31 protein-coding genes are annotated in these 26,845 nt (G+C 67.6%); 21 read left to right on the plus strand and 10 right to left on the minus strand.

Translation table 11 applies throughout. From position 1 onward, the window contains the following. Window positions 1-13: 13 nt before the first annotated feature. Window positions 14-448, minus strand: coding sequence for a PIN domain nuclease (locus tag D7D52_RS04365; protein ID WP_120735160.1), 435 nt, complete (start codon window positions 446-448; stop codon window positions 14-16). Then, on the minus strand, window positions 445-654 hold the full coding sequence (locus D7D52_RS40100; protein WP_342775240.1) for a type II toxin-antitoxin system VapB family antitoxin: 210 nt from the start codon (window positions 652-654) through the stop codon (window positions 445-447). The genes D7D52_RS04365 and D7D52_RS40100 overlap by 4 nt, the downstream gene beginning before the upstream one ends. Before the next feature lie 199 nt (window positions 655-853). Here D7D52_RS40100 and D7D52_RS04375 point away from each other — a divergent pair, with 199 nt between their 5' ends. Next, window positions 854-1,171, plus strand: a complete 318-nt coding sequence (locus tag D7D52_RS04375) for a hypothetical protein (RefSeq protein ID WP_120735161.1) — start codon at window positions 854-856, stop codon at window positions 1,169-1,171. A gap of 8 nt (window positions 1,172-1,179) precedes the next feature. On the opposite strand, the gene D7D52_RS04380 is transcribed toward D7D52_RS04375, so the two are convergent. Next, window positions 1,180-1,767: a TetR/AcrR family transcriptional regulator gene (locus D7D52_RS04380; protein WP_120735162.1), complete on the minus strand. Its 588-nt coding sequence runs from the start codon at window positions 1,765-1,767 to the stop codon at window positions 1,180-1,182. A gap of 78 nt (window positions 1,768-1,845) precedes the next feature. On the opposite strand from D7D52_RS04380, the gene zapE reads away from it, so the two are divergent. The 9 genes from zapE to D7D52_RS04425 all read left to right on the plus strand — a co-directional run bounded on the left by zapE (window position 1,846) and on the right by D7D52_RS04425 (window position 10,723). Beyond that, window positions 1,846-2,814 (plus strand): cell division protein ZapE, encoded by a 969-nt coding sequence (gene zapE, locus D7D52_RS04385; protein ID WP_120743798.1) that lies wholly within the window; start codon window positions 1,846-1,848, stop codon window positions 2,812-2,814. 185 nt (window positions 2,815-2,999) lie between these two features. Then, window positions 3,000-4,148 (plus strand): glycosyltransferase family 4 protein, encoded by a 1,149-nt coding sequence (locus D7D52_RS04390; RefSeq protein ID WP_222932860.1) that lies wholly within the window; start codon window positions 3,000-3,002, stop codon window positions 4,146-4,148. Further along, window positions 4,148-5,593, plus strand: coding sequence for a UDP-glucose dehydrogenase family protein (locus D7D52_RS04395; protein WP_246023634.1), 1,446 nt, complete (start codon window positions 4,148-4,150; stop codon window positions 5,591-5,593). The genes D7D52_RS04390 and D7D52_RS04395 overlap by 1 nt, the downstream gene beginning before the upstream one ends. A 403-nt stretch (window positions 5,594-5,996) precedes the next feature. After that, on the plus strand, window positions 5,997-6,935 hold the full coding sequence (locus D7D52_RS04400; RefSeq protein ID WP_246023635.1) for a DUF4129 domain-containing protein: 939 nt from the start codon (window positions 5,997-5,999) through the stop codon (window positions 6,933-6,935). Further along, entirely contained in the window at window positions 6,932-7,435 is a 504-nt protein-coding gene (locus tag D7D52_RS04405; protein ID WP_120735165.1) for a hypothetical protein, read from the plus strand. The genes D7D52_RS04400 and D7D52_RS04405 overlap by 4 nt, the downstream gene beginning before the upstream one ends. Window positions 7,436-7,455: 20 nt before the next feature. Then, the gene (locus tag D7D52_RS04410; RefSeq protein ID WP_120735166.1) at window positions 7,456-8,418 is read left to right on the plus strand and encodes an AAA family ATPase; all 963 of its coding nucleotides are present in this window, start codon (window positions 7,456-7,458) and stop codon (window positions 8,416-8,418) included. A gap of 7 nt (window positions 8,419-8,425) precedes the next feature. Next, a complete protein-coding gene (locus tag D7D52_RS04415; RefSeq protein ID WP_120735167.1) occupies window positions 8,426-9,700 on the plus strand; it encodes a DUF58 domain-containing protein in 1,275 nt (424 codons plus the stop codon). Further along, window positions 9,697-10,137, plus strand: a complete 441-nt coding sequence (locus tag D7D52_RS04420; RefSeq protein WP_120735168.1) for a hypothetical protein — start codon at window positions 9,697-9,699, stop codon at window positions 10,135-10,137. The genes D7D52_RS04415 and D7D52_RS04420 overlap by 4 nt, the downstream gene beginning before the upstream one ends. Before the next feature lie 40 nt (window positions 10,138-10,177). Then, window positions 10,178-10,723 (plus strand): RNA 2'-phosphotransferase, encoded by a 546-nt coding sequence (locus D7D52_RS04425; RefSeq protein WP_120735169.1) that lies wholly within the window; start codon window positions 10,178-10,180, stop codon window positions 10,721-10,723. Between the two features lie 35 nt (window positions 10,724-10,758). On the opposite strand, the gene D7D52_RS04430 is transcribed toward D7D52_RS04425, so the two are convergent. Beyond that, a complete protein-coding gene (locus D7D52_RS04430) occupies window positions 10,759-11,058 on the minus strand; it encodes a hypothetical protein (RefSeq protein WP_162958157.1) in 300 nt (99 codons plus the stop codon). Between the two features lie 243 nt (window positions 11,059-11,301). Here D7D52_RS04430 and D7D52_RS04435 point away from each other — a divergent pair, with 243 nt between their 5' ends. Next, window positions 11,302-12,336: an AraC family transcriptional regulator gene (locus tag D7D52_RS04435; protein ID WP_120735171.1), complete on the plus strand. Its 1,035-nt coding sequence runs from the start codon at window positions 11,302-11,304 to the stop codon at window positions 12,334-12,336. A gap of 64 nt (window positions 12,337-12,400) precedes the next feature. After that, window positions 12,401-12,637: a DUF433 domain-containing protein gene (locus D7D52_RS04440; protein WP_120735172.1), complete on the plus strand. Its 237-nt coding sequence runs from the start codon at window positions 12,401-12,403 to the stop codon at window positions 12,635-12,637. A gap of 149 nt (window positions 12,638-12,786) precedes the next feature. Here D7D52_RS04440 and D7D52_RS04445 read toward each other — a convergent pair whose 3' ends face one another. Further along, the gene (locus D7D52_RS04445) at window positions 12,787-13,647 is read right to left on the minus strand and encodes a MaoC family dehydratase (protein WP_120735173.1); all 861 of its coding nucleotides are present in this window, start codon (window positions 13,645-13,647) and stop codon (window positions 12,787-12,789) included. Between the two features lie 269 nt (window positions 13,648-13,916). Then, entirely contained in the window at window positions 13,917-15,632 is a 1,716-nt protein-coding gene (kstD, locus tag D7D52_RS04450) for a 3-oxosteroid 1-dehydrogenase (protein ID WP_281279165.1), read from the minus strand. A 166-nt stretch (window positions 15,633-15,798) separates the two neighbouring features. Between kstD and D7D52_RS04455 the strand changes: the two genes are divergently transcribed. The 7 genes from D7D52_RS04455 (at window position 15,799) to D7D52_RS04485 (ending at window position 21,364) form a co-directional block, all read left to right on the plus strand. Further along, complete coding sequence (locus D7D52_RS04455) at window positions 15,799-16,584, plus strand: 2-keto-4-pentenoate hydratase (protein ID WP_120743801.1); 786 nt, start codon at window positions 15,799-15,801, stop codon at window positions 16,582-16,584. A gap of 28 nt (window positions 16,585-16,612) precedes the next feature. Continuing rightward, a complete protein-coding gene (locus tag D7D52_RS04460) occupies window positions 16,613-17,521 on the plus strand; it encodes an acetaldehyde dehydrogenase (acetylating) (RefSeq protein ID WP_120735174.1) in 909 nt (302 codons plus the stop codon). A 12-nt stretch (window positions 17,522-17,533) separates the two neighbouring features. Beyond that, a complete protein-coding gene (dmpG, locus tag D7D52_RS04465; RefSeq protein WP_246023636.1) occupies window positions 17,534-18,598 on the plus strand; it encodes a 4-hydroxy-2-oxovalerate aldolase in 1,065 nt (354 codons plus the stop codon). A gap of 138 nt (window positions 18,599-18,736) precedes the next feature. Then, a complete protein-coding gene (locus D7D52_RS04470) occupies window positions 18,737-18,952 on the plus strand; it encodes a type II toxin-antitoxin system VapB family antitoxin (RefSeq protein WP_120735175.1) in 216 nt (71 codons plus the stop codon). Next, window positions 18,949-19,362: a PIN domain nuclease gene (locus D7D52_RS04475; RefSeq protein ID WP_120735176.1), complete on the plus strand. Its 414-nt coding sequence runs from the start codon at window positions 18,949-18,951 to the stop codon at window positions 19,360-19,362. The genes D7D52_RS04470 and D7D52_RS04475 overlap by 4 nt, the downstream gene beginning before the upstream one ends. Before the next feature lie 130 nt (window positions 19,363-19,492). Continuing rightward, window positions 19,493-20,419 carry an NADP-dependent oxidoreductase gene (locus D7D52_RS04480; protein ID WP_120743803.1) on the plus strand — a complete coding sequence of 309 codons (927 nt, stop codon included), beginning with the start codon at window positions 19,493-19,495 and terminating at the stop codon, window positions 20,417-20,419. Between the two features lie 12 nt (window positions 20,420-20,431). Further along, window positions 20,432-21,364, plus strand: a complete 933-nt coding sequence (locus D7D52_RS04485; RefSeq protein WP_120735177.1) for an AraC family transcriptional regulator — start codon at window positions 20,432-20,434, stop codon at window positions 21,362-21,364. A gap of 106 nt (window positions 21,365-21,470) precedes the next feature. Here the strand turns inward: D7D52_RS04485 and hsaB are convergent, their stop codons facing one another. From hsaB to hsaA, 4 genes are read right to left on the minus strand one after another with little or no spacing between them, the layout of a single operon-like run. Further along, window positions 21,471-22,055 (minus strand): 3-hydroxy-9,10-secoandrosta-1,3,5(10)-triene-9,17-dione monooxygenase reductase subunit, encoded by a 585-nt coding sequence (gene hsaB / locus D7D52_RS04490; RefSeq protein WP_120735178.1) that lies wholly within the window; start codon window positions 22,053-22,055, stop codon window positions 21,471-21,473. A gap of 22 nt (window positions 22,056-22,077) precedes the next feature. Continuing rightward, window positions 22,078-22,977 carry an iron-dependent extradiol dioxygenase HsaC gene (gene hsaC / locus D7D52_RS04495; RefSeq protein ID WP_120735179.1) on the minus strand — a complete coding sequence of 300 codons (900 nt, stop codon included), beginning with the start codon at window positions 22,975-22,977 and terminating at the stop codon, window positions 22,078-22,080. Window positions 22,978-22,979: 2 nt separating this feature from the next. Continuing rightward, the gene (hsaD, locus tag D7D52_RS04500) at window positions 22,980-23,858 is read right to left on the minus strand and encodes a 4,5:9,10-diseco-3-hydroxy-5,9,17-trioxoandrosta-1(10),2-diene-4-oate hydrolase (RefSeq protein WP_120735180.1); all 879 of its coding nucleotides are present in this window, start codon (window positions 23,856-23,858) and stop codon (window positions 22,980-22,982) included. A 3-nt stretch (window positions 23,859-23,861) separates the two neighbouring features. Further along, window positions 23,862-25,031 carry a 3-hydroxy-9,10-secoandrosta-1,3,5(10)-triene-9,17-dione monooxygenase oxygenase subunit gene (hsaA, locus tag D7D52_RS04505; protein ID WP_120735181.1) on the minus strand — a complete coding sequence of 390 codons (1,170 nt, stop codon included), beginning with the start codon at window positions 25,029-25,031 and terminating at the stop codon, window positions 23,862-23,864. 208 nt (window positions 25,032-25,239) lie between these two features. Here hsaA and D7D52_RS04510 point away from each other — a divergent pair, with 208 nt between their 5' ends. Together D7D52_RS04510 and D7D52_RS04515 are read left to right on the plus strand one after the other, a co-directional pair. Continuing rightward, window positions 25,240-26,469 carry a 3-ketosteroid-9-alpha-monooxygenase, oxygenase component gene (locus D7D52_RS04510; protein WP_162958158.1) on the plus strand — a complete coding sequence of 410 codons (1,230 nt, stop codon included), beginning with the start codon at window positions 25,240-25,242 and terminating at the stop codon, window positions 26,467-26,469. Beyond that, window positions 26,469-26,798 carry a hypothetical protein gene (locus D7D52_RS04515; RefSeq protein ID WP_120735182.1) on the plus strand — a complete coding sequence of 110 codons (330 nt, stop codon included), beginning with the start codon at window positions 26,469-26,471 and terminating at the stop codon, window positions 26,796-26,798. The genes D7D52_RS04510 and D7D52_RS04515 overlap by 1 nt, the downstream gene beginning before the upstream one ends. Window positions 26,799-26,845 lie beyond the last annotated feature (47 nt).

A 26,845-nucleotide genomic window follows, 5' to 3' on the forward strand; every position in this document is an offset into this window, starting at 1 on the left:
ATTCCGTGTGCAGTCAATCGATGCTGCCCTTCGGTACGACCCATACATGGGGTTGCCTGGTAACCCCGGCAATGTGCTCGAAGTCGGCGTCGTAATGGACGACCACCGCGCCGTGGAACTCCGCCACGGCAGCTGTCATGAGATCGACGATACCGGCGGCACGGTGCAGACCTTGGCGGGCGAGCAACTGCTGAACCTCGCGCGCGCGATCGGCGATTGCTTCGTTGATCGGCAGATTCACATAGAGCGAGCGCCGGCGTTGCGCGATGTTTTGCAGATCGGCCAGACTGCGGCCGGAATATCCAGCTTCTAGATCGACTGTCACGCAGGTGGCCGCGGCTCGGTTGGTGATGAGGCCGGAAATTACCGTGCGCACCCCCGCGTCCTTGATTCGCGCTGCGGCTGAGGTGTCGACGAGGTGCAATCGCAGTGGCGTGGGTTCGTTCAACGGCGGGCCTGGCGCATTACTTCGGGATCGCCGATGTCCGGGCCGATGCCGATGCTGTAGGGGTCGTCGAGGATCTGCTCGATGCGCTGCCTACGTTCGACGACGAACTTGAGTGCGGCGTTCACAGTGTCCTTCTTCGTGACGGTACCCAATTCCTTGGCGGCCAGGGCGAGCGTCTCGTTATCGATATCGATCATGGTCTTCATATGTCTCATGATATGTCTCCGGCAGCAGTGTCGGCAACATTCACTAGCTATTCGGTGCGTCCATCCCGGTGGATGGCCGACCGGTGAAGCCTCGAGCTCGGTGCTGTGAACTTCAAAGGAACCCTGGCGATCAAGGTTCGGCGGCGCGGGTGCGGTGCGGCGTAGATTGGGGCGCAATCGATCTACGGGGAGGGTCGCCATGACCTTGCGGGAACGACTGAACGAGCTGCCGGCGCTCGGTGGCGCCATGGTGTACGGGGAACCGCATCAGACGGCCGACGGGTCCACGATCATCACCGTCGCGGCGGTGAGTCCGCGGTGGGGAGCCCGACCGGTCGGCGTGTTCGTCGTGCGCGAGGGCGAGGTCACGTGGGAGGCCGCGATGGATGCGTCCCACATCGCGTTGCTAGGCGTGCTCACCGGCCTGCTGGCCGCGACGCTGGGCACCCTGGCGGTGGTGATCTCGCCGCCGTGGCCGAACATGCGGTTCTGGGATATCCGCTACCGCACCAGCTGAACATCGTCTCACCGGCCGGCCCCGAGCTGGCGGGCCAGTGGCGCCGTTAGTTGACGCACGCTGGCCGCCGTCCCGGGCGCGAGCTCGGTGCGAGCCCCGGCGAAGCGGTCGAAGACCAGGCCCTCCACGACGGCGATGAAATCGGCTGCGGCAGTGGCCGGTTCGGGCGCGCTCAGGGCCTCGAACAGCGCGGTGGCGTGCCGGTGCGAGAAGAGGCAGCCGACCAGCTCGGCGTGCAGGGCCGGATCCCCGATCAGGTCCACGATCAGCGCGTGCCGCGCGATCAAATGGTTGCGGCGTTGTGCCAGTAGGCGATCCAGCCAGCTCGCGATGCCGTGCGCGAGCCGGTTCGGCTCGAGTTCGTCCATGCCGGGTTTGCGGTCCGCGAAATCGGCGCGGGACCGGGTTGCGATGCGTTCGACGATGGCCTCGATCAGCGCGCGTTTGGTGCGGAAGTAATAGGAGGTCGATCCGGCCGGCAACTCCAGCGCCGTGTCGAGCGCGCGATGGGTCAGCGCCCGAAGCCCTTGGCCGGCAATGAGATCGATGGCGCTGTCCACGATGAGTTCGCGCCGATCGGTTGTGGGTGTCGTCACCTTCGCTCCTCCGGGTCCGCCCGATCCTCTACAACTATAGAGGAAGCTCTACAGCGGTAGAGGATGGAGGAGGGCATCATGGACACTCCGGAGATCGTGCTCGATCCCGACCAGCGATTCGCCGCCGATCGGCTCAGCGCCCTCGCGAGCCGGCTCGGCAAGCAGCGGCCGCCGCGGTGGGGAACGAAGCGCCCGCGCGGGCTGTACCTGCATGGCGGCCCGGGCCGCGGCAAGACCATGCTGATGAATCGCTTCTTCGCCGCGGTGCCCTCGAATCGCAAGCGGCGCTACCACTTCCACGCGTTCTTCGCGCAACTCAATGCCGGCATCCACGACTACGGGAGCATCGACGCCTCGGTGAACACGCTGCTGGCCGGCGTCGACCTGCTCTGCTTCGACGAATTCCACGTACACGACGCCGGTGACGCGCGGCTGGTGGCACGGCTACTGGACACCCTGTTCGCCCGCCGCATCACCCTCGTGGTCACCTCGAACTACCCACCCGAGCAACTGCTGCCGAATCCGCTGTGGCACGCCATGTTCGTCCCCACCATCGAGCGCATTCTCGCGCACCTGGACGTGATCTCGGTGAACGGCCCGACCGATTACCGCCGGCTCGGTGGCCGGCACACCGGATTCGCGGCCGGGCATTACGAGGTCGGGTCATGCGAGACGACCGGAGCCGTAGACATCCCGATCGCGCATCGGCGGCTGCACGCCCGCGCCCTCGACAACGGCCGGCTGACCGTCGATTTCGCGGAGCTGTGCGGCATCCCGGTCTCGGCGGCCGACTATCTCGCGCTCACTCGCGGGATAGAGCGGTGGGTGCTCTGCGACGTCCCGGCCCTGCACACCGCGCCCCCGGACTGGGTGATGCGGCTGGTGAACCTGGTCGACGTGCTCTACGACGCCGATCTCGAACTGTCGCTGTACGCCGAGGTCCCGCTGGCGGAACTCGGCGGCGAGATCGCCCGGGTTCCCGATCTCTACCGGACCCTGAGCAGGCTCGGTGAGCTGCGGCAACCGGTAAACCTCGAGTCTCGATAGCCGTTCGGCGAAGCCCCGGTGAACTGGCCGACTCGATCGACAGGCACGGTTCACGTCCCGGCCACGCGGAGGGGGTCTGGCGTTGCGGGCCGCTTCCTACCGTGGCGGCAGGAGCAGCACCGAACCGGAGGGGACCGATGCGAATCCGCGAGCAGACAAGAGAATTCGCACCGCATACCGCGCGGCTGCGGGTGTTGGTGGTCGCCGAGTCCTTCCTTCCCCAGGTCAACGGCGTCACCAATTCCGTGCGGCGGGTGCTGGACCATCTCGCCGCCAAGGGCCACGAGGCCACCCTGGTCGCACCGACCGGGCCCGAGAAGTACGCGGGCTTCCGGGTGCACGTCGTGCGCGGCGCCCGGCTGCCGTTCTACCGCGACTTCCGGATCGGCCTCGAGACGCGGCGGCGACTGCGCAAGATCATGCGCGAATTCCGGCCCGACGTCGTGCATATCGCCTCCCCGGCCACACTGGGCTATCAGGCGGCCAAGGTTGCGAACGAGCTCGGGGTGCCGACCGTCGCCATCTATCAGACCGATCTGGTGGGTTTCGCGCTGCGCTACGACCTGCCCGGCGGCGTGCGCGCCATGACCGCGCTGACCCGCCGCATCCATCTGCGCGTGGACCGCACCCTGGCGCCCTCCACCGCCAGCCTGCGTCAGCTGGAGCTCATGGGCGTGCCGGGCCTCGGCCGCTGGCCGCGCGGCGTGGACCTGCAGCAGTTCGGGCCGTTCCGTCGCTCGGACACCCTGCGAAAGCGCTTGGCCCCCCACGGCGAAACGCTGATCGGCTACGTCGGCCGGCTCGCTCCGGAGAAGGAGCTCGAGCTGCTCGCGCACCTGCGGCCGCTGCCGGGCGTGAAGCTGATCATCGTGGGCGGCGGCCCGGAGGAGAAGCGGCTGCGAAAACTGTTGCCGGACGCGGAGTTCCTGGGCGTCCTGCACGGCGAGGAGCTCGCCGCCGCCTACGCCTCGCTCGACGTGTTCGTGCACACCGGTCGGCACGAGACCTACTGCCAGGCCGCGCAGGAGGCGCTCGCCTCCGGCGTGCCGGTGGTCGCGCCCAAGGCGGGCGGCCCCATCGACGTCGTCACCCCGGGGGCCGGGTTCCTCTACCCGCCGGGCGACGCCGCCGCCATGACCGACCTGGTGCGCCGCCTGGTCGAGGATCCGGCCCTGCGCGAACGGACCGCGGCCACGGCGGTGCGCAGCGTGCGCGACCGATCCTGGGCCGCGGTCAACGATCTGCTCATCCGTCACTACCGCGAAGTGATCGCGGAACGCCTGCGGCCGGACGCCGCGCCCAGCGAGATTCCGGCCACCAAGGAGGCCTCCTGATGCTCCGCATCTCCGTCATCGGCACCGGCTATCTGGGCGCCACCCACGCCGCGGGCATGGCCGAACTCGGCTTCGAGGTCCTGGGCGTGGACAACAACCCGGCCAAGGCCGCCGCGCTCTCGGCCGGCCAGGTGCCCTTCCACGAGCCCGGGCTGCCGGAACTGCTGGCCGGGCACGTCGCCGGCGGACGGCTGCGGTTCGGCACCTCGCTGATCGCGGCCGCAGAGTTCGCCGACGTCCATTTCCTCTGTGTCGGAACGCCTCCCGGCCCGAACGGCGCCGCGGATCTGTCGCAGTTGTACGCGGCGCTGGACGGGCTGGTGCCGCACCTGACCCGCAACTGCCTGATCGTCGGCAAGTCCACGGTGCCGGTCGGCACCGCCGAGGCGCTCACCGATCGCATCGCCGCGCTTGCGCCGGAAGGGATTTCGGTCGATCTGGCCTGGAACCCGGAGTTCCTGCGCGAGGGGCACGCGGTCTACGACACCCTGCACCCCAACCGCCTGGTGTTCGGCGTGACCACCCCGGACGCGGAATGGGCGCTGCGGCAGGTCTATACGACGCCGATCGCCGCGGGCTCGCCGGTGGTGATCACCAACCTGCCGACCGCCGAGCTGATCAAGGTGTCGGCGAATGCCTTTCTGGCGACGAAGATCTCGTTCATCAATGCCATGGCCGAACTGTGCGATATCGCCGGGGCGGACGTGACGCTGCTGGCCGAGGCGCTCGGGCACGACGACCGCATCGGCCACAAGTTCCTGGGCGCGGGCCTGGGCTACGGCGGCGGCTGCCTGCCGAAGGACGTGCGCGCCTTGATCGCCCGCGCCACCGAACTCGGCGCCGGCGAATCCGTGGACTTCCTGCGCGATATCGACGCGGTGAACCTGCGCCGCCGCGAGCGGGTGGTGCGCGAGACTCTCGACCTGCTCGGCGGCGAGAACCGCGCGCGCGGCCGGGTCGGCGTGCTCGGCGCGGCCTTCAAACCGCTGTCCGACGATGTGCGCGACTCGCCCGCCCTCGACGTGGCGCGACAACTGCGTGCCGCCGGGGTCGAGGTGACCGTCTTCGACCCCGCCGCAACGGTTCCCGCCCGCGCCGTCGCCCCGCAACTCGTGTTCGCCGCCACCCCCGCCGCCGCCCTGCACGAGGCCGACGTGGTCCTGCACCTGACCGAATGGCGCGAATTCCGTGAACTGGACCCGGTTTTCCTACGCACGGTAGCGCGCGGCCGCACCATCATCGACGCCCGCAACACCCTGGACCCCGAACCGTGGCTGTCCGCCGGCTGGGACTTCCGCGCCCTGGGCCGCCTCGTCGAACCCCGCACCCCCGCCGCCCGCCTGGCCGCCCCCGCCGCCCCCCGGCGCGACCAACTCCTCGACGCCACCCTGCCCCAGCCCTCCCCACTGACCCGCCTGCGCGCCCGAGTCCGCCGCACCGCCTGACCCGTCGGCTCGGCCTACGGCCTCGAAATCTCGCACCTAGCCTCCACCGGACCCTTGTCCTGCCGGCCCGCCCTGTCCGTCCTGCCGGCCCGCCCTGTCCGTCCTGCCGGCCCGCCCTGTCCGTCATCCCGGCGCGCTTTTGGCCGGGATCCACACCTTGCTCCCATCCGCCGCACGCGCGATCGTTCGGGCTTGCTGATAAGTGGGGTTGCGGGGGCGGCGCGGGTCGTGGGATGACTTGGGCTGGGTGACCTGGGTTTTCGGGGTGCGGCGTGATCGTCGCGCTGGTGGGGGATTTATGTGTTTCGGGTATGTGATCCCAGCTTGGCCGTTTTGGTCCTGACGGACCGCTTGGCATGTAACTATGTGCCTGTTTTCTGCTGGACTCTGGTTAGGAGTGTTCGTGACTGGGGTGGGGACGGTGGCAGCGCGCGCGATCGCATTGATCGGGCTCGTGATGCTGGCTGTCGTCGCACTGCGCGGATACCTGCCCGGGACCGGCGGCCCCACCGCGCCGCATCCGTCCTCGGCGGTCTCGCTGGCCCTGATGCCGGTCCTGCTGCTGGTGTCGATGGTGATCCTGGTGGCCGGTGTCATCAACAGCCAGCACCGGCTGCCGCTGGCCATGCCCGAACCCGATCGCGAGAACGCCCTGCGCGTACCGGGATTGCGGCGCATCGGCCTGCTGGTGGTGATCGGCGTCGCGACGCTCGCGCTCGTCGTCACCGCCGTGCTCTCGGTGTACCTGGTCACCCCGCAGCGGCAGAGCGAAGTCGGCGCGCGGCCGACGGCCGTCCCCACCGGTTCCGAGCCGACCCCGGAAACCGCTGCCCCGCAACCGGATACGCTGCCCGGCCCGTCCCTGTCGGGCACGGCGCTGCTGCTGGTCGGCATCGGCGCGGGCGTGCTGGTGCTGGTCGCCCTGACCGGATTGATCGTGGTGGCCGTGAGTTCGGGCCGTAAACCCGCGCTGACCCGCACCCCGCTGTCGCCGCCCACCCCCGCCGAGGCGGTCTCGCTGGCCAAGGTGGCGGAGATGGGCCTGGCGGCCATGATCGCGCCGGGGCAGGATCCGCGCACGGCCATCATCGCCTGCTATGTGGCCATGGAACGCGGGCTGGCGACGGCCCGCGAGGTCGCGCCACTGGCCTCCGACACCCCTTCGGAGGTGCTGGCGCGTGCCTTCGACCGTGGCTTCCTGCGCGACGCCTCGGCCCGAGAGCTGGTGTCGCTGTTCGAGGAAGCCCGCTTCAGCCCGCACTCCATGCTGGAGTGGCAGCGCATGCGGGCCGAACAGCTGCTGCGCATCGTCTTGGCCGATCTGCAGGGGCAGCCGGCATGAACCGCACCGCGATCGTGGTGAGCGCGCTGGCGCTGGCCCTGATCTTCGAGATCATCGCCTACGGCAATCAGCGCGAGGCGCTGCTGGCGCTGTCGGGTATCCCGGTGGCGGGCGCGCTGGGCCTGCTGGTGTGGTCGCTGGTGGAGCGGGCGCGGCGGGCCGGACCGCCCGAACCGGAGGACAACGAGATCGACAACGGCCCGACCGAGATGCTGCGCCGCTGGCAGGCGCGCGCGCAGATGCTGGCCGACCGCTCCGAGGGCTCGCGCGCCGACTGGGATCGGCATCTACGGCCCTTGCTGGCCAAGGAATTCGAGCTGACCAGCGGGCACCGGATGGCCAAGAACCGGCGCGCGCTCGAGATCGCGGGACAGCATCAGTTCGGCCCCGAACTGTGGCGCTGGGTGGATCCGGCCAACTCGGCCCTGCGTGATCAGGCCAATCGCGCACCCGGCCGCGAAGCCCTGGACGAGATCCTGCGCCGGCTACAGGACATGTGAGACGAGATGCGAGACATGCGATGACATCACCGATGGACGTGACCATCAAGCGCACCGACGCGGTACTGCGCGAGGTAGGCCGGGTCGTGGTCGGCAAGCGGGACGAACTGCAGCTGATCATGATCGCGGTGCTCTCCGGCGGCCACATCCTGATCGAGGACCTGCCCGGCCTGGGCAAGACCCTCATCGCCCGCTCCTTCGCGTCGGCGCTCGGGCTGGGCTTCACCCGCGTGCAGTTCACCCCGGATCTGCTGCCCGCGGATCTGATCGGCTCCACCATCTACGACATGCATTCGGGCCGTTTCAGTTTCCGGCGCGGCCCGGTGTTCACCAATATGCTGCTGGCCGACGAGGTCAACCGCACCCCGCCCAAGACCCAGGCCGCCCTGCTGGAGGCGATGGCCGAGGGCCAGGTCTCGATCGACGGCGAAACCTTCCCGCTGCCACAGCCTTTCGTCGTCTTCGCCACCGACAACCCGATCGAGTACGAGGGCACCTACCCGCTGCCCGAGGCGCAGCTCGACCGCTTCGCCATGCAGCTGCGGCTGGGCTACCTGTCGGAGACCGACGAGATGAACATGATCCGCCGCCGGCTCGAACGCGGGTCGCAGCCCGCGCAGATCGCGCAGGTGGTTGACGCCGAGGGCCTGCTGGAGATGCGGCAGTCGGTCGAGTACGTGACCGTCCACCCCGACGTCGTCGGCTACGTCGTCTCCCTGGCCGCCGCCACCCGCGGCCACCCCCAGGTGGAGGTGGGCGCGAGTCCCCGCGCCGAACTCGACCTGGTCCAGATGGCCCGCGCCCGCGCCCTGCTCAACGGCCGCGACTTCGTGGTCCCCGAGGACGTGAAGGCGCTGGCCGTGCCCGCCATGGCGCATCGCATCACGCTGCGCCCCGAGATGTGGGTGCGGCGCATTCGCGGCGAGGACGTCATCGCCGAACTCCTGCGGCGGCTGCCCGTGCCGCGCGCCACCACGTCCTGAGGCCCGGATGAAGCATCGCGACACGAGTACCACCGTCGAGGCCGAATTGCGTTGGCGGCCCGCACCGCTGGTGTTCATGCTGGCCGCGGTGTCCGCGCCCGCCCTGGTGCTGGCGGTGGTGCTGGGCAAGTGGCAGCTGGTGGTGTTCGCCGCGCCCATGCTCGGGGTGCTGGCGACCGCGCCGCTGCAGCAGTCGCGCACCAGGATTCAGGTCGACGGCGCGGGCGTGCTGCGCTGCTTCGAGACCGAGGAGGTGGTGCTGACCGCCGCCGCCTTCGTGGAGAGCGGCCACGCGTTGCTGCGGCTGCATCCGGAACCGCTGCGCAGCATGGAGATTCACGTCGAGGAGACGGTGGACTCCGGGCCCGTCCCGGCCGGACTGCGGCTGGCCCTGTCCGCACCGCGCTGGGGCCGCTATCCGGTGCCCATGCGGGTGAGCGCGCTGAGCCCCGCCGGGCTGGCGGTCGCCTCGGTGCGGCTGCCCGCCGGTGAGGTGTACGTCTATCCGATCACCGATCCGCAGCGAATGCGCCTGCCGCGCACCGAACTTCCCGAACGCATGGGCACCCACCTGACCCGCCGGCACGGTCCCGGCGTCGAATACGCCGACATCCGCGCCTACACGCCCGGCGATCAGCTGCGCACCGTGAACTGGCCGGTGAGCGCGCGACGCGGACAGCTGTTCGTGACCGAGCGATTCACCAACCGCGCCGCGGATGTCGTTGTGCTGGTCGACACTTCGCTGCAGGCCCCGGGGCCCGCCTCGGATTCGCTGGAGCTGTCGGTGCGCGGCGCGGCGCAGGTGGCGCAGTCCGCGCTGCAGGCCGGTGATCGCACGGCCGTGGTCTGCCTGGGCCGCACGCCGCGCTGGCTGCGCCCCGACATCGGCCGCCGCCAGTTCTATCGCATCGTGGACACCGTGCTGGAGGTCGGCGACGAACACCTGCTCACCGAGGGCACCCTGGCCCCGCACTCGGCGGTCCCCATCGGCGCGGTGATCGTGGCCTTCTCCACCCTGCTCGACACCCAATTCGCCTTGGCCCTCATCGATCTGCGCAAACGCGGGCATGTCGTGGTGGTGGTGGACGTGCTGCGCGGGCCGCCGTTCCACGGTGATCTGGACTCGACCCTGGCCCGCATGTGGCAGTTGGAGCGCACCTCGATGTATCGCGATATGGGCACCGTCGGCGTCGACATCGTGCCCTGGCCCGAGGACACCCGCCTCGATCAGGTGATGCGCCTGCTGCCCGATCACCGCCGCACGGTCCGGGTGCGCCGATGACGCGATTTCTGGCCGTGCTGTCCGGACTGCTGCTGGCGGTCGCGGTGGCCATCGTGCTGCCCTGGGCGGCGGCGCCCGTCCTGGTCGCGGCCGTCGCCGGCTGGCGCTGGCGGGTGTGCGCGGTGCTGGCGGTGCTGCTGGCCATGGCGGCGCTGGCCTGGATCGGGACCGGCGCGCTGGTGGCCGGCGGCATCGGGCTGGTGGCGACGACGTATCTGCTCAACACCGCCACGGTGTCGGCGCCCGTCGGCGTCGTGCCGACCACCGTGCCGTCGGTGACGGGCGCGCTGGTGTTCACGGTGGCGGCCGGGGCGGCCACGGTGCTGCCGGCCGGGCTCACCTGGGTGCCGATCCTCGCGCCCTTCACCGTGATCGCGTTGTACGCCTTGCTGGTTCGCGGTCTGACCGACGATCGCGCCCAGCGCGTGGACGGATAATCGCTTCGCATCCCGGCGCGCTTTTGGTTCACTCGCGCGCATGGACGAGAAACAGTTGGTCGCGACCTCGAAGCGATTGTCGAGGCATCTGCGCCACGCGCCCGAGGAGATCGGCCTGGTGCTGGATTCCGCGGGCTGGGTGGAGGTCACCGCGTTGTTGGCGGCGCTGGGCGCGCACGGCCGTGCGCTGTCGCGCGCCGAACTCGATCAGGTGGTTGCCCGAAACAACAAGCGCCGCTTCGAATTCGACGAGACCGGTACCCGAATCCGCGCGAGTCAGGGACACAGTGTCAGCGTCGACCTGGAGTATCGGGCGAGCACGCCGCCCGGATTGCTCTACCACGGCACCGTTGCCGCGGCACTCCCCGGCATCTACGCGGAGGGGTTGAAACCCATGCGCCGCCACGACGTTCACCTGTCGGCGGATACGGCGACCGCCGTCAAGGTGGGGGCGCGGCGTGGGAAACCCGTGGTGCTGACCGTGGATGCCGCGGCGATGCACCGCGACGGACACGAGTTCCGGGTCAGCACCAACGGGGTCTGGCTGGTCGCCGCCGTCCCGCCGCGGTACCTGTCCGAACGGTGAAGGCCGGTCAGGGTTTTCGGCGGGACGGCCGGGCGCTACTGCAGGGCGGGCGGCATGCGGGTCGGCTTGATGCGTCCCGCGTCGATGAGCGCCCGGAATGCCGCGGCCTTGCGCTGACATTCGGCGACCGGGCAGCGGCGGTGCTGCTGCATGGTGCGATGGGCCTCCGCGACGCCCAGCGGATGGTCCGGGGCGACATGCGACCAGGCGGACGGGTCGCTGCGCACCAGGGCCAAGGTGCTGTGCTCGTTGTTGATTCGTTCGCGGATCCGGTCTACGGAGAGTCTGTTCGGATCCTGTTGGGGGTGGTGCAGGCTCATGATGGCAATCGTCATGATCACGAGCGTTGCGAGAGTTGCCGTGAACACTTGCCAGGCGGCCATTGGCTCACCTTCTCCATGTCTATCGGTTGTAGTCAGCTAGTTATTCAGTTGGTTAGCTAGATATTCACCGTATGTCCCAAGACGTTACGCCTCCAGTGCGTCCGGGGTCAGAAACAAGCGAATTTCGGCCGCTTTCAGCAACTTCCCCGCTCGTTCCGGCCCTTCGCACGCTGAAAGTTTGCGAAGATTTGCGATGTGACGGACGGTCAGGCTCAACTGCGCTCCATCACCAGCGCGGCACTTCTCGTCGAGTTCGCGGTTACGCGCGGCGTCGCAACGCCTGATCTGCTGCGGCACACCGGGATTCGGGAACGGGATCTGCTGGACTCCACCGCGGAGATCACCCCGGCCCAGGAGTTGTCCCTGATGCGCAATGTGGTGTCAGGGGTGGGGGATGAGCCCGGTATGGGGCTTATGGCCGGATTGCTGTGTCACCCACCGAGTCTCGGCGTGCTCGGTTTCGCACTGATGAGCTGTCCCACCGTGCGCGACGCGGTGGATCTGGCGCTGCGCTACGCCGACCTGTCGTTCACCGTGGCCCGTCACCACCTCGTCCTCACCGGCGACGACGTCTCCATCGTGCGCGACGACAGCGGGGTGCCGGCGGAGGTCCGGCGCTTCGCGGTGGAGCGGGATGTGGCCGCCATCTGGACGATTCAGCAAGACGTCCTGCCCATGCGCCCGCCCATCACCCGGGTCGCGGTCTCCTTTTCGCCGCATCCGGTGTACGAGATGTTCGGCGCCATGCTGGGTGTCGAGGAGGTCGTGTTCAACGCGCCGCGCTCGGTTGTCACCGGACCGTCCAGTATCCAGCATCTGCCACTGCCGCAGGCGAATACGGCCACCGCGCGCTTCTACGAACAACAGTGCGCCGACCTCATGCAGCGCCGCAAACGCCGCCAGGGCATCAGCGGCCAGGTGCGTCAACTGCTCATCTCCCGTGGCGGCATAGCGGACCAATCACGCATAGCGTCCGAATTGGACGTCAGCGTCCGCACACTCCGCCGCCGCCTCTCCGACGAGGGCACCACTTTCCGTGAACTGTCCACCGAGACCGTCGGTCTCCTCGCCGAGGAACTCCTGCTGGCCGGAATGACGGTAGAACAGGCCGCGATCCGCCTGGGCTACGCCAGCGTCTCCGCCTTCACCTCCGCCTTCCGCAGCTGGAAAGGCCAATCCCCCGGCTACTTCGCCCGAGAAAACCGCGGCCGAGTCTCCGCCCGAGTCTGACCCACAGACCCAGATCACCGCCACCTCAGACCCCCCTCACACCCCACCCCTACCCTTTCCCCTTGTGTCCCACCTCCACCGCATCACCATCGACCCCACGATCTGCAACGGCACCCCCGTCATCACCGGCACCCACTACCCCGTAGCCCTGATCATCGACCTCCTCCGCTCCGGCCTAACCCCCACCGAACTCCTCACCGACCACCCCACCCTCACCCGCCCCGACCTAGTCGCCGCCCTCCGCCGCCACCGCCCACGACCCCACAAAGGGCCCCACCAATTCCCCCATACCCGCACATAATTCCCCCACCCTCCGACAACCCACCCCCAACAAGATCAGGGAGCTCGCACTGCGGAATTTTGTCCGTATTGCCTCCATGAGAGCTCCCTGATCTTGAAAAAGCGAAGGGCCGCAGTCGGGTTCGACTGCGGCCCACGGCTTTGGGGGAGTTAGGAGTGGGTGAGGACTACGTCCGCCAGGACGGGGGCTTCGTCGCGTTCCACGGCGGTGACTGCGATGGTGAGTTCGCCGTCCTGCTGCCAGATTCGGGAGCGGAGGGTTTCGCCGGGGTAGAGGACGCCGGCGAAGCGGGCTCGGAAGGCCTTGACGCGGGTGGTGTCCGAGGACAGGACGGTGTCGGTGGCGGATTTGAGGACCAGGCCGTAGGTGCAGAGGCCGTGGAGGATGGGGTTGGGGAAGCCTGCGTTGCGGGCGAATTCGGGGTCGGAGTGCAGGGGGTTGCGGTCGCCGCACATGCGGTAGAGCAGGGCCTGCTGGGGGAGGGTGGGGGTGAGGACCTCGAAATCGGGTGCGCGGTCGGGGAGTTCGGTTTTGGTGCTGGGGCCGCGTTCGCCGCCGAAGCCGCCTTCGCCCTTGGCGAAGATGGAGGAGCGTGCGGTCCAGAGGATCTCGCCGTCCGAGCCGACAGCCGTATCCTCGCGCCAGACAACGGCATTGGCGCCCTTGTCCCAGATGTCGGTGATGCGGCCGGAGATCGAGCCCTTGCCCGAGGCCGGGATCGGGCGGTGCACGATGACTTCCTGGCTGCCGTGCACGACCTTGGCGAGATCGATGTCGATGCCGTCGAACTTCACCTTCGGCGGTTCGGTCTCGTGGAACGACGGTGCGACGGTCGCGAAGGACGGCAGCACGGCGGGCTCGCGGTCGTCGACGTAGCGCAGTTCGGCGGCATCGGTCCAGCGGTTGCCCGCGCCGAGCGCCAGGTTGTAGGTCTGCACATCGCCGGCCGACCAACTGAACTCGCGCGCGGGGATTCGCGCGCCGAGCGCCACACTCAAATCGATGGGCATGAAGGTTCTCCTCGTCACTCGCGTCCGATGGTCCGGCGCGGATCGCGGTCCCGCAAGCTCCCGCTCCGCTGAGCGGGTAGCGCACAGCCGCGCTCGAAAGTCTGATCCCGGTCCCGCCGCGAAAGAGCGTTCGACGGCGGTCCGGGCGTTCAGTTGTACTCCCGCGCCTGCCGGGACAGAGCGGTACGGCAGGCATGCGGGTGGGTTGGGCGCGGACTCGACGTGACCCGACTCGCGCCCAACCCGATCCTGAACCGGGTTGGGACGGTTCAGGACGCCTGTTCGGCCGCGACGTTCGCGCCGTTGCGCTTCTTGGCGGCGGCGTCCAGCGCGGCCAGGTAGCCGAAAGTGATGGCGGGTCCGATGGTCGCGCCGGGACCGGCGTAGGTGTGGCCCATCACCGGCGAGGAGGTGTTGCCCGCCGCGTACAGCCCCTCGATGACGGTCCCGTCCTCGCGCAGCACGCGGGCGTCGTTGTCGGTGACCAGACCGCCCTTGGTGCCGAGGTCGCCGGGCACCATCTGCACCGCGTAGAACGGGCCGACCTCGAGCTTGTTGAGGCAAGGGTTGGGCTTGATGGTCGGATCACCGTAGTAGCGGTCGTAGGCGCTGTCGCCGCGGTTGTAGTCGAGGTCCTTACCGGTCTCGACGAACCCGTTGAAGCGCTCGATGGTGGCTTCCAGTTTGTCGGCCGGCACCCCGATCTTCTCGGCCAGCGCGGCCACGGTGGACGCCTTGACGATGAGGTCGTTTTCCATCCAGCGGGACGGAATCGGCTGGCCAGGCTGCAATCCGGCGAAGATGTAGCGAGACCGGTAGCGCTGATCGAACACCAGCCAGCACGGCACGTTCTCGCCCGGACCCTCACCCTGCCCGTATTCGCCGCCGTACATGGTGTGCACTGCCTCGACGTAAGGAGCGGACTCATTTCCGAATCGCTGCCCTTGCGTGTTGATCATGATGGAGCCGGGCAGGTTTCGCTCCGCGAGGCAGAACCAGGGCTTGCCTTCGCCGCGGAAGGTGGTCGGCCCCCACCAGGCGTCGTCCATGAACGCGATGTCCGCGCCCGCTTCGATGCCCGCGCGGATGCCGTCGCCGGTATTGCCGGCCGCACCGGTGGTCCATTCGGTGGTGATGGGCTCGCGCTGGTACTTGTGCCGCATGTCGGCGTTGTGCTCGAATCCGCCGCTGGCCAGGATCACGCCATACTTGGCGTTGAAGCGCACGGCCTCGCCGTTCTGCTCGGCGTCGACGCCGGTGACCACGCCGTTCTCGATCACCAGTCCGGTGAGCGGAGTGTCCAGCAGCAGCGGCACATTCGCGTCCAGCAGGCCCTTGCGCAGCCCCGCGATGATGGCCTGCCCCATGCCGACCAGCGCCTTGCCGGTGACCTTCCCCCACGCCCAGCGGGTGCCGACGCGCAGCACGCGCGCGATGCCGCTCGGGTGACGGCGAATCAGGTTGAGCTTCTTGTAGTCCGCCTGCATGACCACGACGTTCAGCGGCGCCTTCGAGTAGGCCGGCTCCAGCTTGAAGCGCTCCTCGCCCAGGATTTTCAGGTCGAACGGCTTGGGCTCGCAGCTGCGGCCGTCCGCCTTGCCGCCCGGTGCCTCGGGGTAGTAGTCCGAGTAGCCCGGCACCCAGGTCATCTTCAGGGCGGAGTGGTCGAGCACGAAGTCGAAGGCTTCCGCGCCGCGATCGAGGTAGGTGTCGATCTTCTCCTTCGGCACCACATCGCCGATGATGCTGTACAGGTAGGTCCGCGCCTCGTCGAGGTCGTCGCCCTTGCCCGCGGCCTTGAGCACCTTGTTTCCGGGAATCCAGACGCCACCGCCCGAACGCGCGGTAGAACCGCCGTAGTGAGCGGCCTTTTCGATGAGCACCGTGCGCAGACCGTGGTGCGCAGCGGTGAGGGCGGCGGACATACCGGCGGCACCGCTGCCGACCACCACCACGTCGTAATCCCGATCAGTCATGTAGAACACGTTATAGAATCAATCCTGGTTTGGTCTATGTTGGTCTGGCAGATGGGACTGCTGAAGCGACGCTATTCACAAAAACTCGTTTCAGTTTCTAGTCTCGTTACCGCGACCTGGAAGCTTCGCCCGGGTCTTGGCCACCGGCCGGTACCCCCGATGGAAGGAACACAGCGTGCTGACCGACGCGCTACGCAAGGAACTGGCCGAGGAGCTCGCGACGGCGGAGCGCACTCGGGTTCCCATCGATCCGCTGGCGGTGCGGTATCCCGAGATCGACGTGGTCGACGCCTACGAGATCCAGCTGCTCAACATGCGGCAGCGCTTCGACGGCGGCGCGAAGGTGGTGGGCCACAAGGTGGGCCTGTCGTCGAAGGCCATGCAGCAGATGATGGGCGTCGACGAGCCGGACTATGGGCATCTGCTCGCGGAAATGGAAGTCTTCGAAGACGTTCCGGTCGACACGTCCAAGTACCTGTACCCGCGCGTCGAGGTCGAGGTCGGGTTCATTCTGGGCGCGGACCTGCCCGGTGAGGACTGCACCGAGGAGGATGTCCGCAAGGCCACCGTCGCCTACGCGCCCTCCATCGAGCTGATCGACACCCGCATCAAGGACTGGAAGATCGCGCTCTGCGACACCATCGCCGACAACGCGTCCTCGGCCGGCTACGTGCTCGGCAAGCAGCGGGTGTCGCCGGATCAGTTGGATATCAAGGCGATCGACGCCGTGCTGACCCGCAATGGCGAGGTCATCGCCGAGGGCCGCTCGGATGCGGTGCTGGGCGATCCGACCATCGCGGTGGCGTGGCTGGCGCGCAAGGTCGCGTCCTTCGGCGTGCGCCTGAAGGCCGGCGACATCGTGCTGCCGGGCTCCTGCACCCGCGCCATCGACGCCCGCCCGGGCGACGAGTTCATCGCCGAGTTCGCCGGACTCGGTTCCGTCCATCTGGCTTTCGCGTAGACCTGATCGAAACGAGTAGGAGAACCCCGTGACTGCAACCAAAGTCACCGCCGCGATCGTCGGGTCCGGCAATATCAGCACCGATCTGCTCTACAAGCTGCTGCGCTCGGACAAGATCGAGCCGCGCTGGATGATCGGCATCGACCCGGACTCCGAGGGGCTCAAGCGGGCTCGCGGGCTGGGACTCGAGACCTCCGCCGAGGGCGCGGACTGGCTGCTGGCGCTGCCGGAGAAGCCGGATCTGCTGTTCGAGGCCACCTCCGCGTATGTGCACCGGGCGTACGCGCCCAAGTACGCCGAGGCCGGAATTCGTGCCATCGACCTCACCCCCGCCGCCGTTGGGCCGGCCGTGATTCCGCCGGTCAACCTGGACACGCTGCGGGATGAGCTGAACGTCAACATGATCACCTGCGGTGGGCAGGCGACGATTCCCATGGTGCACGCGGTATCTCGCGTCGTGCCCGTGGAGTACGCGGAGATCGTGGCGTCAGTGTCCTCGGTGTCGGCCGGTCCCGGCACGCGAGCGAACATCGACGAGTTCACCAAGACCACCTCCGCCGGTGTCGAGACCATCGGTGGCGCCAAGCGCGGCAAGGCGATCATCATCCTCAACCCGGCCGAACCGCCGATGATCATGCGCGACACCATCTTCTGCGCGATTCCCGAGGATGCCGACCGCGACGCCATCACCGAATCCGTGCACCGGATGGAGAAGGCGATCCAGGAGTACGTGCCCGGCTACCGGCTGCTCAACGAGCCGCAGTTCGACGAGCCGTCGGTGATTTCCGGTGGCATGGCGAAGGTTTCGATCTTCGTCGAGGTGGAGGGCGCGGGCGACTTCCTGCCGCCGTACTCCGGCAACCTCGACATCATGACCGCGGCCGCCACCCAGGTGGGCAATGTGCTGGCCGACCAGATTCTCTCGGCTCGGGTGTAAGGAGTTCCGACAGTGAGCAATTCGAACATTCTGAAGCCGTTCTCCGCGGATCTGGACGTCCGGGTGACCGACACGTCGCTGCGCGACGGCTCGCACCACAAGCGCCACCAGTTCACCGTGCAGGAGGTGCGCGACATCGTCGGCGCACTCGACGCCTCCGGTGTCCCGGTCCTCGAGGTCACCCACGGTGACGGCCTCGGCGGCTCCTCGTTCAACTACGGTTTCTCGAAAACCCCTGAGCAGGAACTGATCAAGGCCGCCGCGGAGACCGCCAAGCGAGCCAAGATCGCCTTCCTCATGCTGCCGGGCGTCGGCGTCAAGGAAGACATCAAGATCTCGCAGGACAATGGCGCGAGCATCTGCCGCATCGCCACCCACTGCACCGAGGCCGACGTCTCCATCCAGCACTTCACCATGGCCCGCGACCTCGGCCTCGAGACCGTCGGCTTCCTGATGATGGCCCACTCCACCACCCCGGAGAACCTGGCCAAACAGGCCCGCATCATGGCCGACGCCGGCTGCCAGTGCGTCTACGTCGTCGACTCCGCCGGTGCGCTGGTGCTGGACCAGGTGACGGACCGCGTCTCGGCGCTGGTCGCCGAACTCGGCGATGACGCCCAGGTCGGCTTCCACGGCCACGAGAACCTCGGCCTCGCCGTAGCCAACTCCGTCTACGCCGTCCGCGCGGGCGCCACCCAAATCGACGGCAGCGCACGCCGTTTCGGCGCCGGCGCCGGCAACCTCCCCGTCGAAGCCTTCATCGGCGTCTGCGACAAACTCGGCATCAAGACCGGCGTCGACTTCTTCGCCGTCACCGATGCCGCTGAAGACGTAGTTCGCCCCGCCATGCCGAGCGAATGCCTCCTCGACCGCCAAGCCCTCATGATGGGCTACGCCGGCGTCTACTCCTCCTTCCTCCGCCACGCCGAACGCCAAGCCGACCGCTACGGCGTCTCCGCCGCCGAAATGCTCGTCCGCGCCGGCCAACGCAAACTCGTAGGCGGCCAAGAAGACCAACTCATCGACATAGCCCTCGAACTCCAACGCGAAAAGGAAAAATCCGCCGCCAACGCATAACCCCGCTTTCAAGATCAGGGAGTTCTCACTGCGGTGAATCGGACAGATTTCCGCACTGAGAGCTCCCTGATCTTGTTTGCTTAGGGGTGTGCATGGGTTGATATCATTGATGCTGGACTGTATATCTGGAGGTGGTTCGTGGCTCGGACTGTGATCGACCTCGATGATCAGTTGGTTGCTGATGCGTCCAAGGCGTTGGGGACGACTACCAAGAAGGACACCGTCAATGCGGCCCTTCGGGAAATTCTGGAGATTCGGCGTCGTGCGGTGGCGTTGACGCGGCTACAGGAGATGGTCGCCGACGGGGCGATCGACGTCGAGGTGTTCGAGGACAAGCGGAATTATCGCCGGTGAACGGCGCCCAGTTCCTCATCGACACAAGCGCTTTGGTTCCACTCCTGCGTCAGGAGCCGGACGGGGTGGTCTGGCAGCGGGTTGCCGCCGCTGGGCTGATTGCGATCTGCCCCGTTACTGAACTCGAGTTCTTCTACAGTGCGCGTTCGATTGCCGATCGGGAAGCGCTGATCGAGCAGATTCGCATCCTGTTCGGCTGGGAGCCGGTCGATGATCGCGCCTACCAGCGGGCGTGGGCCGTTCAGGAAGAGCTGACCCGGCGTGGTCAACACCGCAGCGCGGGCCCAGTCGACCTCGTCGTCGCGGCGACCGCCGAACTCAGGGGCCTGACCCTGCTGCACCGCGATCGAGACTTCGAATGCATCGCAGCCGTGACCGGCCAGCCTCACCGCCGCCTGGGAGCCCCCTGATCTTCCGGCGAAGACGTATGGATAAATATGGCAGACTCTTGGCTATTCAGAGTCTTCTTGCTGTTTCCTAATGTTGTCTTCGTTCGGTTCGGGAGATGGGCCGAGGGACTTCGTCGAGGAGATGGCGGCTATGCGGGCTGTGATTCAGAAGAGCTTTGGGGGGCCTGAGGTGCTCGAGGTGGGGGAGGTCGAGAAGCCGGAGCTGTTGAGTGGGGAGGTGCTGGTGCGGGTGAAGGCCAGTGCTGTCAATCCTGTTGATATTGCGGTGCGGTCGGGGGTGTTTCCGTTGCTGGGCGAGCCGCCGTTCGGGGTGGGGTGGGATATCTCCGGGGTGGTCGAGGCGGCGGGGCCGGGGGCGCGGTATGAGATCGGGGAAGAGGTTTTTGGGATGCCGTTCTTTCCTAGGGCGGCAACGGGTTACGCGGAGTATGTGGCTACGCCTTCGCGGCAGGTGGCGCGGAAGCCTAAGTCGCTCAGTCATGTCGAGGCTGCCGCGTTGCCGCTGGCGGCGCTGACGGCTTGGCAGGGGCTGGTCGACAAGGCGGGTGTGAAGGAGGGCGATCAGGTGTTGATTCACCGGGCCGCCGGGGGAGTGGGGCATCTGGCGGTGCAGATCGCCAAGGCCAAGGGCGCGTATGTGATCGCGCTGGCCAGTGAAGGTAAGCACGAGTACGTCAAGAGCCTCGGGGCGGATGAGGTGATCGATTACCGGACAACCGATTTCACCGAGGCGGTCGCGGATGTCGATATCGTCTTCGACTCCGTCGCCGATGGTGCGCGGTCGCTGAGCGTGCTGAAGCCGGGCGGGGTGCTCATCACCATTCTCGAGCACCCGAGCGCCGAGCTGGAGCAGACCGTGAAGGCGGCGGGGCGGCGGTTCGCCGGCGTCTCGGTGGAACCCGACTACTGGGCGCTGGAGCAGATCGCGGAACTCGTCGACGCGGGCAAGCTGCGGCCGACCATCGCGCAGACGTTGCCGTTGGAAGAGGCCGGGAAGGCGCACGAGATGGTGGCTTCCGGTCAGACGGTCGGCAAGGTTGTCTTGACCGTCGAGTAAGAGGAGCGGGCGATGGATGTGCTGAGCGAGGCCTTGGCCTCCATGCGGACCGGTGCGCCGAATTCGGTGCGCACGGACGGCCGGGCGCCGTGGGCGATGCGGTTGCCGCCGACCGTCGGCGCGGGATTCCACGTGGTGCTGCACGGCACCTGCTGGTTCTACCCGACCGCGGACCGCGCCCAGGCCATCGCCCTGGGACCGGGTGATGTGGTGTTCGTGCGGGACGGCGCGGGCCACGTCCTCGCCGACCACCCGGACACCACGCCCGAGATCCCCCGGCCGGAACAGTTCGTTCAGCGCCCGCCGGTGGGTGTGCTGCGGATCGGCGGTGACGGCCCGCCCGCCAGCCTGCTGTGCGGCAACTATCACCTCGACGGTCAGCGCCGGCATCCGCTGCTGCGGCAGCTGCCCGCGGTGATCCACCTGCCCGCCCGCCACGGCAAGCACCCGGAACTCGCCGCCGCGGTCCAGCTGCTCGGCGCGGAACTCGACAACCCGCGCATCGGCTCGCACGGCATCGTGCCCGCGCTCATCGACTCCCTGCTGCTCTACATCCTGCGCGCCTGGATCGAGGACCAGCCGCAGGCGGAGGCGACGGGATGGGCTGCGGCCCTGCGTGATCCGGCGGTGGCCCCGGCGCTGGCGGCCATGCACGACGACCCCGCCGCCGCCTGGACCGTGCAGTCCCTGGCGGATCACGCGGGCCTGTCCCGCGCCGCGTTCGCTCGCAAGTTCAACGCCATGGTCGGCGAACCTCCCCTGGCGTACCTGACTCGCTGGCGTCTGACCACGGCGGCCCGCTTGCTCCGCGAAGACGACCTACCCATCGAAAAGGTCGCCACCCGAGCCGGTTACAGCTCCGAGTTCGCCTTCGGCAAGGCCTTCAAACGCGAATACGGCCTCGCCCCAGGCCAATACCGCCGCCAAGCCCGAGCCGCCGCCTGACCGCCCCGGGATTTGCGCGAAGATAGAGCGCCTGCGGCTGAAAAGCACGGGCGCTCTTCGCTGTTGGGGTTTCAGGGGCGAAGCCCCTGAGAGTCGCCGAGAGTTGCTACAACCAAGTATCCAGGGTCGTGGTGGTGAGGAAGTGTTCCAGGTCCGCCCGCCAGGGCGCGGGGGTCGTCTTCTCCGGCTCGATGGCCGTGTACTGGCCGCGGTAGAAGAGCAGCGGCCTGCCGGAGTCAGTGGACTCCGACAGGGCCTGGACTCGGCCGATCACGATGTAGTGATCGCCGCCGTCGAGCACGTTGTCCACAGTGCACTGGATCGTGGCCAACGCGCCGTCGAGTACCGGGAGCCCCAGTTCCGAGGTGTGCCAGTCGATTCCGGCGAACTTGTCGGGTTCGCGGGAGCCGAAGCGGGCGCACACCGGCTGCTGCTCCTCGGCGAGCATGTTGACGGCGAAGCTGCCGTTGCGTTCGATCGCCGCCCAGGAGCGCGACTCCTTGGTGGGGCAGAACAGCACCAGCGGCGGATCGAGGGACAGGGCGGCGAAGGACTGGCAGGCGAACCCGATGGGGGCCCGCGCGTCGCCCTCGCCGTCGAAGGTGGTGATCACGGTGATGCCGGTGCAGAACTGCCCCAGCACATTCCGGAACTTGCGCCCGTCGATCAACGGGTATTCCTCGGTGGTCATGGTCCGCCCTGTCCGCTCTCGCCTACTTGAACCCGACGCTGAAGTCGTGACCCCACAGGCTGACCGCGGTGGACTCCCGCGCGATCCACGAGTGATCGTCGACTTCCAGCCCCTCACAGCCGAATTCGATGTCGAACCCGCCCGGCGTCTTCATGTAGAACGACAGCATCTTGTCGTTGATGTGCCGGCCGAGGGTGGCCGACATCTTCACCTTCTTGCGGTTGGCGCGATCCAGGCAGAGCCCGACGTCGTCGGAGTTCTCCACCTCGACCATGAGGTGCACGATGCCGGTCGGATTGGGCAGCGGCAGGAACGCCAGCGCGTGATGGCGCGGGTTGCAGCCGTAGAAGCGCAGCCAGGCCGGGTCGCCGTCGGCGGGCCGGCCCACCAGCTGGGGTGGCAGCCGCATCGAGTCCCGCAGCCGGAAGCCCAGCACGTCCTGGTAGAACGCCTGCGCGGCAGCGTCGTCGGTGCAGGTGAGGACCACATGGCCCAGTCCCTGCTCGGCGGTCACGAACTTGTGCCCGTACGGGCTGACGAACCGGCGGCCCAGGTACTGCGCGCCGTAGAACGCCTCGAGGGTGTTGCCGGCCGGATCCTGGAAGCGGATCATGCCCTCGACGCGCCGCTCGCCCAGCTCCTCCTTGGTGCCCTCGGTGAACGCGACGCCGTTCTTGGCGAGCGTCTCCCGAAGCTGTTGCAGCCCACGGGCGTCGGTGACCTCCCAGCCCGAGACCAGCAGCCGGTCCTGCTCGCCGGGCACGATCACCAGCCGCGCGGCGAAATCGTCCATGCGCAGATAGAGCGCGTCGGGGTTGAGCCCGTCGCCCTCCATCATGCCGAGCACCTTCAGCCCGTACTCGCGCCAGGCCGCCATATCGGTGGCCTCGATGCGCATGTATCCGAGCGCCTTGATACTCATGCTCACTTCTCCTTGACGCCCAGCAGGAAGTCGGTTGCCAGGCGGTTGAATTCGTCGAACTTCTCCAGCTGTGCCCAGTGTCCACAACCGCCGAAGACGTGCAACTGCACGCGCGGCACCATCTTCAGGGCCACGAGCGCGCCGTCGATCGGGTTCACCCGGTCCTCGCGGCCCCAGATCATGAGCACCGGCTGCCGCAGCTTGAAGGCGTCGCGCCAGATCATGCCCTTGGCGAAATCCGCGCCCGCGAACGACTTGCCCATGGCGCGGGTGGCGGCCAGCGATTCCGGCTGCGACGCCGAGGCGAAACGCTCCTCGACGAGTTCCGGCGTGATCAGCGACTGGTCGAAGACCATGATCCGCAGGAAGGCCTCCAGGTTCTCCTTCGTCGGCTCGAAGTTGAACTTGGACAGCAGCTTCACGCCCTCGGTCGGATCCGGCGCGAACAGGTTGGTGGACAACCCGCCGGGACCCATCAGCACCAGCTTGCCCGCGCGATCCGGATAGTCCAGCGCGAATCGGGTGGCCGCGCCGCCGCCGAGCGAATTGCCCAGCAGGTGCACGCGATCGGTGATCTCGAGGGTGTCGAGCAGATCCTTCAGCGCCGAGGCGGAGTGCACGAAGTACTGCGGATGCTCGGTCGGCTTGTCCGAATGCCCGAAACCCGGCTGATCGACCGCGAGGACGTGAAAGTCCTTGGCCAGCACCGGAATGTTCTTGGCGAAGTTGGACCAGGATGACGCACCCGGGCCGCCGCCGTGCAGCAGCACGATGGTGGGACCGTTGCCGACCCCGGCCTCGTGGTAGTGCAGCTTCAGATCCGGACGCACCTGCGCGTAGCGCGAGGTGGATTCGTAGGTGATTTCCTCTACCGCGGTCATGGGCTACACCATCGTGTCGGTGATCGGGAGACCGAACGCGTGCGTGCCGTACATGACGTAGGCGCGTTCGGCATCGTTGGCGGCGTGCACCCGGCCGGCGTGCGCGTCACGCCAGAACCGTTGCAGCGGAGTGCCGTTGGCGAGCGCGGTGGCGCCCGACGCCTCGAACAGCTTGTCGATGGAGGCGACGGCGCGGCCGGTGGCCCGCACCTGATCGCGACGCGCGCGGGCGCGCACGTCGAAGGGCACGTCCTCGCCGCGCAGCAGGTAGGCGTACTCGTCGGCGACATTGCCCGACAGCTGCCGCCACGCGGCGTCGATATCGCTGGCGGCCTCGGCGATGCGCACCTTGCCGAACGGATCGTCCTTGGCGTTCTCGCCGGCGTAGGCGGCCCGCACCCGCTTGCCCTGATGCTCCACGTGGGCTTCGTACGCGCCGTAGGCCATTCCGACGATCGGCGTCGAGATGGTCGTGGGATGGATCGTGCCCCAGGGCATCTTGTACACCGGATCGGTATTCTGTTCCAGGCCGGGCGCTTTCAACTCGCTCATGGCGCGGAAGCTGAGGAACCGGTGCCGCGGCACGTAGACGTTCTCGACGACCACGGTGTTGGAGCCGGTGCCGCGCAGGCCGACCACGTGCCACACATCGTTGATCTTGTACTCGCTGCGCGGGATCAGGAACGAGCCGAAGTCGACCGGCTTGCCGTTCTTGATGACCGGGCCGCCCACGACCACCCAGTCCGCGTGGCCGGACCCCGAGGACCAGGCCCAGGAGCCGTTGACGGTGTAGCCCTCGCCGTCGTCGGTGACCACGCCCGCGCCCATGGGCGCGTAGGAGGAGGAGATCCGGACGTCGGTGTTCTCGCCCCAGACCTCTTCCTGCGCGCGCTGGTCGAACAGCGCCAGGTGCCAGTTGTGGACGCCGATGATGCCCGCGACCCAGCCGGTGGAACCGCACGCGCTGGCGATCTTGCGGACGGTGTCGTAGAAGACGACCGGGTCGGCCGCGTGGCCGCCCCACTGCTTGGGCTGAAGCAGCTTGAAGAAACCGGCGGCCTCGAGCTCCTTGATGGACTCGTCCGGGATCTGGCGCAGATCCTCGGCCTGCTGGGCGCGCTCACGCAGGGTGGGCAGCAGCGCCTCGACCCGCTCAACTACTTCTTGCGTCATCTCGCCAGTTGCTCCTGCCTGGTGCGTGTTCTTCGAACGAACGGGAAGCGTCTTCGTTTGTCCTGAGAGTAGAACACGTTCTTATTCCTGTCGAGAACGCTGTTCAGCCGCAGCTCGTGGCGCGCCCATCCTGCTAGTTGGAGGTATCGCTGGCCATCCGTCAGCCAATTTTGTAACGTGTTCTAGCACATCCATAGGAGGATCAACGATGGCGACAAGCGCCCAAGGGCCCCGCGGGAAGGTCCGCGAGATCGACGTGGGTTCGATGCCCACCCGCTACGCCCGGGGTTGGCACTGCCTGGGGCTTGCCAAGGATTTTCGGGACGGCAAGCCGCATGCGGTCAACGTATTCGGTACCAAGCTGGTCGTTTTCATGAACAGCCAGAACGAACTGAAGGTGCTGGACTCCTACTGCCGCCACCTCGGCGGCGACCTCTCCATGGGTGAGGTCAAGGGCGATTCGCTCGCGTGCCCGTTCCACGACTGGCGCTGGGGCGGCGACGGCAAGTGCACCGGCATCCCCTACGCCAAGCGCGTGCCCCCGCTGGCGCGGACCCGCGCGTGGATCACCCTCGAGCGCAACGGGCAGCTGTTCGTCTGGCACGACCACGAGGGCAATCCGCCGCCGGACGAGGTGACCATCCCCTACATCGAGGGACCGTTCACCAATGCCGACGGCACCCCGTCGGAGACGCGCAACGAGGGCTGGACCGACTGGACCTGGCACTCGCTGCTGATCGAGGGCTCCAACTGCCGCGAGATCATCGACAACGTCGTGGACATGGCGCACTTCTTCTACATCCACTACGCCTTCCCGACGTACTTCAAGAACGTGCTCGAGGGTCACGTCGCCACCCAGTACCTGAAGACCAAGGGTCGCCCCGATATCGGCCAGGCCGCCGAGGCGGGCATCGATGTGCTGCTCGAGTCCGAGGCGTCGTACTTCGGGCCGTCGTACATGATCAATCCGCTGCTCAATATCTACAGCGGGTTCCAGGTCAAGACGGTCCTGATCAACTGCCACTACCCGGTCACCCAGAACTCCTTCATGCTGCAGTGGGGCGTCTCGCTGGAGAAGCCGAAGGGGCTGCCGGAGGAGCAGGCGCTGGGCTTCGCCGCCAAGATGACCGAGGGCGTCTCCGAGGGCTTCCTGCAGGACGTCGAGATCTGGAAGCACAAGTCCAAGATCGACAATCCGCTGCTGACCGAGGAGGACGGGCCGGTCTACCAGCTGCGTCGCTGGTACGAGCAGTTCTACGTGGACGTGGCGGATATCGATCCGAAGATGGTGCAGCGCTTCGAATTCGAGATCGACACCACCAAGGCGGTCGAGTCCTGGACCGCCGAGGTCGAGGAGAACCTGCGCAAGCGGCGCGAAGCCGAGCAGGCCGAGGCGGCGGCCGCCGACCCGGCGTCCGCGGAGGAGGCGGGAGTCTGATGACCGGCTGGGCGAAAGCACCCGATTTCGCGGACCGTCCGGAGCACCGCGAACAGGTGCGCGCCCAGACGGTGCTGGACAAAGAGCACTACATGGAAGCGGGCATGACACCGATCGCGTGTCAGTCCTGCGGTACCGAGGTGCTGGTGCGCAAGCACTCCAGCAATCAGAAGACCGTGCAGTGGCGGACCAACCCCGCCGACAGCTGCCCGGTATTCCAGAAGCTGTCGGCCAACGGTCCCGTCTTCGGCAAACCCGATTCCTGCCCGAGCCTCGAGAAAACCATCGACCACGCGGTGGCCGAGGGCATTCTCGAGATCGACCAATAGGTCGGTCACCTTCCACCCCTAGCGTCGTGCCCGCCGCAGGAACTGCG

Origin of the sequence: Nocardia yunnanensis (assembly GCF_003626895.1) — a bacterium.
Taxonomy (GTDB): Bacteria; Actinomycetota; Actinomycetes; order Mycobacteriales; family Mycobacteriaceae; genus Nocardia; species Nocardia yunnanensis.

What these genes read in the sequence shown, in the direction of transcription:
- D7D52_RS40100 (WP_342775240.1), bottom strand. Translation starts at nt 654, where the DNA reads ATGAAGACCATGATCGATATCGATAACGAGACGCTCGCCCTGGCCGCC.
- D7D52_RS04375 (WP_120735161.1), top strand. Translation starts at nt 854, where the DNA reads ATGACCTTGCGGGAACGACTGAACGAGCTGCCGGCGCTCGGTGGCGCC.
- zapE (WP_120743798.1), top strand. Translation starts at nt 1,846, where the DNA reads ATGGACACTCCGGAGATCGTGCTCGATCCCGACCAGCGATTCGCCGCC.
- D7D52_RS04395 (WP_246023634.1), top strand. Translation starts at nt 4,148, where the DNA reads ATGCTCCGCATCTCCGTCATCGGCACCGGCTATCTGGGCGCCACCCAC.
- D7D52_RS04405 (WP_120735165.1), top strand. Translation starts at nt 6,932, where the DNA reads ATGAACCGCACCGCGATCGTGGTGAGCGCGCTGGCGCTGGCCCTGATC.
- D7D52_RS04410 (WP_120735166.1), top strand. Translation starts at nt 7,456, where the DNA reads ATGACATCACCGATGGACGTGACCATCAAGCGCACCGACGCGGTACTG.
- D7D52_RS04415 (WP_120735167.1), top strand. Translation starts at nt 8,426, where the DNA reads ATGAAGCATCGCGACACGAGTACCACCGTCGAGGCCGAATTGCGTTGG.
- D7D52_RS04420 (WP_120735168.1), top strand. Translation starts at nt 9,697, where the DNA reads ATGACGCGATTTCTGGCCGTGCTGTCCGGACTGCTGCTGGCGGTCGCG.
- D7D52_RS04425 (WP_120735169.1), top strand. Translation starts at nt 10,178, where the DNA reads ATGGACGAGAAACAGTTGGTCGCGACCTCGAAGCGATTGTCGAGGCAT.
- D7D52_RS04430 (WP_162958157.1), bottom strand. Translation starts at nt 11,058, where the DNA reads ATGACGATTGCCATCATGAGCCTGCACCACCCCCAACAGGATCCGAAC.
- D7D52_RS04445 (WP_120735173.1), bottom strand. Translation starts at nt 13,647, where the DNA reads ATGCCCATCGATTTGAGTGTGGCGCTCGGCGCGCGAATCCCCGCGCGC.
- D7D52_RS04480 (WP_120743803.1), top strand. Translation starts at nt 19,493, where the DNA reads ATGCGGGCTGTGATTCAGAAGAGCTTTGGGGGGCCTGAGGTGCTCGAG.
- D7D52_RS04485 (WP_120735177.1), top strand. Translation starts at nt 20,432, where the DNA reads ATGGATGTGCTGAGCGAGGCCTTGGCCTCCATGCGGACCGGTGCGCCG.
- hsaB (WP_120735178.1), bottom strand. Translation starts at nt 22,055, where the DNA reads ATGACCACCGAGGAATACCCGTTGATCGACGGGCGCAAGTTCCGGAAT.
- hsaC (WP_120735179.1), bottom strand. Translation starts at nt 22,977, where the DNA reads ATGAGTATCAAGGCGCTCGGATACATGCGCATCGAGGCCACCGATATG.
- hsaD (WP_120735180.1), bottom strand. Translation starts at nt 23,858, where the DNA reads ATGACCGCGGTAGAGGAAATCACCTACGAATCCACCTCGCGCTACGCG.
- hsaA (WP_120735181.1), bottom strand. Translation starts at nt 25,031, where the DNA reads ATGACGCAAGAAGTAGTTGAGCGGGTCGAGGCGCTGCTGCCCACCCTG.
- D7D52_RS04510 (WP_162958158.1), top strand. Translation starts at nt 25,240, where the DNA reads ATGGCGACAAGCGCCCAAGGGCCCCGCGGGAAGGTCCGCGAGATCGAC.
- D7D52_RS04515 (WP_120735182.1), top strand. Translation starts at nt 26,469, where the DNA reads ATGACCGGCTGGGCGAAAGCACCCGATTTCGCGGACCGTCCGGAGCAC.